This is a genomic window from Micromonospora sp. 4G55 (assembly GCF_016803375.1).
In genome coordinates this window covers 1-5,882 of the sequence record NZ_JAEVHN010000392.1, presented here as the reverse complement: position 1 = coordinate 5,882, position 5,882 = coordinate 1, and the positions used below count along the sequence as shown (strand labels likewise).

General features: G+C 72.5%; 4 protein-coding genes and 3 pseudogenes. All 7 read right to left on the bottom strand.

Going from position 1 to position 5,882, the window contains the following annotated elements:
- Nucleotides 1-1,012: acyltransferase (locus JNW89_RS25335; protein ID WP_238450801.1), on the bottom strand; the 1,012-nt coding region annotated here is incomplete at its 3' end.
- Between the two features lie 159 nt (nucleotides 1,013-1,171).
- Nucleotides 1,172-2,068 (bottom strand): GTPase Era, encoded by an 897-nt coding sequence (gene era, locus JNW89_RS25330; RefSeq protein ID WP_238450800.1) that lies wholly within the window; start codon nucleotides 2,066-2,068, stop codon nucleotides 1,172-1,174.
- Entirely contained in the window at nucleotides 2,065-2,451 is a 387-nt protein-coding gene (locus JNW89_RS25325; protein WP_088960793.1) for a cytidine deaminase, read from the bottom strand. The genes era and JNW89_RS25325 overlap by 4 nt, the downstream gene beginning before the upstream one ends.
- Nucleotides 2,444-3,848: pseudogene (locus tag JNW89_RS25320) on the bottom strand (hemolysin family protein). Before JNW89_RS25320 ends, JNW89_RS25325 begins: the two are co-directional and overlap by 8 nt.
- Nucleotides 3,824-4,296 (bottom strand): annotated as a pseudogene (gene ybeY, locus JNW89_RS25315) (rRNA maturation RNase YbeY). The pseudogenes JNW89_RS25320 and ybeY overlap by 25 nt, the downstream one beginning before the upstream one ends.
- Nucleotides 4,297-4,311: 15 nt before the next feature.
- Nucleotides 4,312-5,370, bottom strand: coding sequence for a PhoH family protein (locus tag JNW89_RS25310; RefSeq protein WP_238450798.1), 1,059 nt, complete (start codon nucleotides 5,368-5,370; stop codon nucleotides 4,312-4,314).
- A gap of 206 nt (nucleotides 5,371-5,576) precedes the next feature.
- Nucleotides 5,577-5,882 (bottom strand): annotated as a pseudogene (locus JNW89_RS25305) (penicillin-binding protein); the annotation flags it as partial.

The following is a 5,882-nucleotide window of genomic DNA, read 5'->3' as shown; positions in this document are numbered from 1 at the left end:
GTGCCGGCGCGCGCCGCCCGCCCGGCACCAGCTCGGGCCGGCGCCGGGCGGCGACGTCCTCCACCCAGCCCACCAGCAGGGTCACCACCCCGACCAGGGCGAAGACCAGCACCACCCGGATGGCCAGGCCGAGCGGGTCCTGGTGCGACCAGCCGACCACGTCGACCAGCGGGGTGAGCAGCACCACGAACGACATGTGCCAGAGGTAGACGGTCAGCGCCCGGCGGTTGAGCACGGTGACCGCCCGGCTGAACAGCGGGCTGCGCTCGATCCAGTGCGCCGTGGCCGGGGCCCGGCCCAGCAGGACCAGGGTGAACGCCGCGGACCAGAGCGCGTTGCCCAGGTCGATGTCGTTGAGGTCGAAGCCGCGCGGCCCGGGATGGGTGACGATCCAGGCGGCCCCGGCGCCCGCCAGGGCCAGCGCGGTCGGCAGCAGCACCCGGTTGGCCAGCCGGCGCAGCAGGCCGTCGTGGTGGGCGAAGCCCAGCAGCCAGGCGCCGAAGTAGACGCCGAACTCGCGCAGCGCTACCGGCGCGGCGGGCAGCAGGCCCAGCTCGATCACCAGCAGCAGCGCGTACGGCAGGGCCAGGGTGGCGACCGGCGCCCGGCGGAACAGCCACCGGGCGACCGGTGAGGCGAGCAGGAACCAGAGGTAGTCGCGCAGGTACCAGATGGGGCTCAACGCCAGCCCGCCCCAGTAGTTGGCCGGCGGGTCGGCGACCGGAAAGAGCCAGAGCAGCACCTTCGGGCCCGGCGGCAGGCCGGTCATCAGCATGGCGGGCACGAGGACGACCGCGACCACCCAGAGCGAGGGCAGCAGGCGACGCAACCGGCGCAGCAGCGCGGCCGGGCCGGAGCGGTCCAGCGAGGCGGCCATCAGCGACCCGGCCAGGGCGAACATCACCGCCATCGCCGGGAAGACGAGGGTCAGCGACGCCCACCCGGTGACGTGGTAGACCACGACCCGGATGATGGCCAGGAAGCGGAGCAGGTCCAGGTATCGGTTGCGCATCAGCCTGCATCTATGTCGGGGGCGGCGGAGCAGAAACGCTCCCTACCCTCCGACTTCACCCCGCCAAACGGTCGTCGCCCCCGGCCGGACGTGAACCTTCCCATACCGCCGCCGGACCGGTGACCGACCGGACATCGTCGGTCACCGCCCGCGGTGCGGTCAGAAGCCGAGCTTGCGCAGCTGCTTCGGGTCCCGCTGCCAGTCCTTCGCCACCCGGACGTGCAGGTCCAGGTAGACCCGGCTGCCCAGCAGCTCCTCGATCTGCTTGCGGGCCGCCGTGCCGACCGCCTTCAGCCGGCTGGCCCGGTGACCGATCACGATCGCCTTCTGGCTGGGCCGCTCGACGTAGAGGTCGGCGAAGATCTTCATGACCTGGCCCTCGGGGACCATCTCCTCGACGACCACCGCGATGGAGTGCGGCAGCTCGTCTCGGACCCCCTCCAGCGCCGCCTCCCGGATCAGCTCGGCGACCATCACCTGCTCCGGGTCCTCGGTGAGCATGTCGTCCGGGTAGAGCTGCGGCGACGGCGGCAGGTACTTGGTCATCACGTCGACCAGCGTGTCCACCTGGTGCCCGGAGACCGCGCTGACCGGCACCACCTCGGCGAACTCGCCCAGCTCGCTGACCGCCAGCAGCTGCTCGGCCAGGCGCTTCTTGTCGACCAGGTCGGTCTTGGTCACCACGGCCAGCACGGTGGCCTTCAGCTCGGCCAGCTCACCGGTGATGAACCGGTCGCCGCGGCCGATCGGCTCGTCCGCCGGGATGCAGAGGCCGATCACGTCGACCTCGCTCCAGGTCGAGCGGACCAGGTCGTTGAGGCGCTCGCCGAGCAGCGTCCGGGGGCGGTGCAGGCCGGGGGTGTCGACGAGCACGAGCTGCGAGTCCGGACGGTGCAGCACGGCCCGGATGATGTGCCGGGTGGTCTGCGGCTTGTTGGAGGTGATCGCGATCTTCTGGCCGACGATCGCGTTGGTCAGCGTCGACTTGCCCGCGTTGGGCCGCCCGACGAAACAGGCGAACCCGGCGCGGTACGGACGCTCCTCGGTGCCGGTCACTCGACCACCGTGCCGAGGACCGTGCCGTCCGGCGCCGCGACGTGGATCGGCGCGTCGGCGGAGAGGTCGCGCACGGCGGCGTGCCCCGCCCCGTCCAGCGTCGACGCCTCGGTCACCACCACGGCCGCCTCCAGCCGGCTCGCGCCCGCCGCCACGGCGGAGGCGACGGCGAGCTGGAGCGCGGTGATGGTCAGCGAGGGCAGCGAGACGCTCGCCGCGGCGTATGTCCGACCGTCCTGGTCACGCACCGCCGCGCCCTCCACGGCCGCGACCCGGCCACGGGCGCCCCGCGCCAGGACGACCAGCTTGCCGTCCTCGGCGCTCAGTTCGGCCGGGTCGGACGGGGTGGGCCGGGCGGCCGGTACGGCGGGTGACTCAGGCATCGGCGGGTTGCCTCTCCTCGGTTCTGGTCTGGTTGTTGCGGGTCTCGGCCTGCTCGCCGCGCCCCGCCCCGTCCGGCGCGTCACTCGGTTCGACCCGGCTGACCAGCACGGTGTCTATCCGGTTGCGCCGCCCGGTGGTGCCCTCGGCGATCAGCCGCAGCCCGGCCACCTCGGCGCGGGCGCCGGGGATCGGCACCCGGCCCAGGGACTGGGCCAGCAGGCCGCCGACGGTCTCCACCTCGTCGGTGGGGAGCTCGGTGTCGAACAGCTCGCCCAGGTTCTCCACCGGGAGCCGGGCGGTGACCCGCACCGCGCCGTCCTCCAGGTGTTCCACCGGCGGGCGTTCGACATCGTACTCGTCGGTGATCTCGCCGACGATCTCCTCCAGGATGTCCTCGATAGTCACCAGGCCGCCGGTGCCGCCGTACTCGTCGACGACGATGACCAGGTGGTTGCGGGCGGCCTGCATCTCCGAGAGCAGGTCGTCGACCGGCTTGGACTCGGGCACGAAGGTCGCCGGGCGCATCAGCTCGGAGACGGGGCTCTGGTGGGCCCGCAGGTCGCCGCCCCGGGTACGCCGGATGAGGTCCTTGAGGTAGAGCACGCCGAGCACGTCGTCGACGCTCTCGCCGATGACCGGGATGCGGGAGAAGCCGGAGCGCAGGAAGAGCACCAGCGCCTGGGAGAGCGTCTTGCCCTCCTCTATCCAGACCATCTCCGTGCGGGGCACCATCACCTCGCGGGCGATGGTGTCGCCGAGCGCGAAGACCGAGTGGATCATCTGCCGCTCGCCGTGCTCCACGACGCCGCGCTGCTCGGCCAGGTCGACCAGCTCGCGCAGCTCCACCTGGCTGGCGAACGGCCCCTCCCGGAAGCCGCGCCCCGGGGTGACCGCGTTGCCGATCAGGATCAGCAGCGAGGCGAGCGGGTTCAGCGCCCGGCCCAGCCAGCGGACCAGCGGCGCCACCGCCCGGCCCACCGCGTACGCGTGCTGCCGGCCATGGTGCGCGGGGCCACGCCGACCACGACGAAGCTGACCACGGTCATCGCGCCGGCGGTGACCAGCGCCGCCCGCCAGCCCGCGCCGAAGGTGTCCACCGCGACGAGGGCGACCAGCGTGGTGGCGGTCAGTTCGGCCAGCAGCCGGAGCAGCAGCAGCAGGTTGAGGTGGCGGACCACGTCGCCCGCGACGGCCTGGAGGGTACGCGCGCCGCGCGCCCGTCCCGGGCCAGCTCGGCGGCCCGGGCCGGGGAGACGGCGGCGAGCGCCGCCTCGGTCATCGCGATCAGACCGGCGAGCACCACCAGCCCCGCCGCGAAGAAGATGAGCTGGAGGTCGGGTAGGCCGGCGGCGGCCGCCGCCTGGGTGGTCATCACCGGGTCCGGGTCGACCGCCAGCTGGCCAGCAGTCGGGCCTGGAGCGTGAACATCTCCCGCTCCTCCTCCGGCTCGGCATGGTCGTACCCGAGCAGGTGCAGCACGCCGTGCACGGTGAGCAGGTGCAGCTCGTCGGCGGTGGTGTGGCCGGCGGTGGCGGCCTGCTTGGCCGCCACCTCCGGGCAGAGCACGATGTCGCCGAGCAGGGCCGGCTCGCCGCCGGCCGGGGCGCTCTCCCCCGGACCGTGGTCGACGCTGCCCTCGTCCATCGGGAAGGCGAGCACGTCGGTCGGCCCGTCCCCACCCATCCAGCGGTGGTTCAGCTCGGTCATGTACTCGATGTCGACCAGCAGCACGGAGAGCTCGGCGAGGGGGTTGACCCCCATCTCGTCGAGGGCGTGCCGGGCGACGGCGAGCACGGCGTCGTGTCGACGTCGACACCGGACTCGTTGGCGATCTCGATGGACAACTGTCTTCCTCTGGGTTAGCGGCGCCGGCCGGCCCGGCCGCCCTGGGCGGTCCGCCCCGGCACGGCGTGCACGCTCTGCGCCTGCTGGTTCTCCCGCTCGGCGTCCCAGCGGGCGTACGCGTCGACGATCTCGCCGACCAGCTTGTGCCGGACCACGTCCGAGCTGGAGAGCTGGGCGAAGTGCACGTCCTCGACGTTCTCCAGGATCTCCCGGACCACCCGCAGGCCGCTGGTCGTACCGCCGGGGAGGTCCACCTGGGTGACGTCACCGGTCACCACGATCTTGGAGTTGAAGCCGAGTCGGGTGAGGAACATCTTCATCTGCTCGGGCGTGGTGTTCTGCGCCTCGTCCAGGATGATGAACGCGTCGTTGAGGGTCCGGCCCCGCATGTACGCCAGCGGCGCGACCTCGATCGTGCCGGCGGCCATCAGCTTGGGGATGGACTCCGGGTCGAGCATGTCGTGCAGCGCGTCGTAGAGCGGCCGCAGGTACGGGTCGATCTTCTCGTTGAGGGTGCCGGGCAGGAAGCCCAGCCGCTCCCCCGCCTCGACCGCCGGCCGGGTCAGGATGATCCGGTTGACCTGCTTCGCCTGGAGCGCCTGGACGGCCTTCGCCATGGCGAGGTAGGTCTTTCCGGTGCCGGCGGGGCCGATGCCGAAGACGATGGTGTGCGCGTCGATCGCGTCGACGTAGCGCTTCTGCCCGAGCGTCTTGGGGCGGATGGTGCGCCCGCGCCGGGAGAGGATGTTGAGGGTGAGGACCTCGGCGGGCCGCTCAGCGCCGCCCTGTTCGAGCATGCCGACGGTACGCCGGACTGCATCAGTGGTCAGGGTCTCGCCTTTCTCGATCAGTTCGAGCAGCTCGCTGAAGAGGCGCTCGGCGAGGGCGTTGTCCGCGGGGGCACCGGTGATGGTGATTTCGTTGCCGCGCACGTGCACGTCACTGTCGACCGAGCGTTCGACGAGGCGCAGGATCTCGTCGCCCGCGCCGAGCAGGTTGACCATGATCTTGGAATCGGGAACCGTGATCCTGGTCTGCACCCGGGGCGGGCCGGGAGGTGGGGTGCCGGTCATAAATCGGGCCGTCGGGCCCTGCGCCACCTGCTTCCGATCTCGGGCGCCGGCCCTGCTGGCGCGGCGTGCGGACGTTACACCCATCGTATCCGCTCAACACCGACGGCACGGCGTCCATTTCCGCCGCCCGCGGGGGCGGGCGCAGGGCGGGCGATACCTCCCGGCCGCACCCACACCACGCACCCGCGCCCAGGGCGGGGGTCGGGTCAGCCGGCGCGGAAGTCGTACCGGTCGAAGGCCTCCTGACGGCGGGTGAAGCGGTAGGTCGCCCAGTGCATCCGGACCACCGTGCCGTCCTCGTCGCGGGTCAGCCGCAGCAGCTCGCCGACCTCCCGCCCGGCGACCGTCCGGAAGACGTCCGGAGCGTCCGGCAGCGGCGCGAAGACCGCCGGCGGCTTCCCCGCCGGGTCGTCGGCGCCCCGGGCGCGCAGCGCCCCGTCGTGCCAGCTGAAGACGTACTCGAAGCCCTCGCCCCACCAGCGGCCCAGCATCCCGCGCAGCGGCCCGGGGGC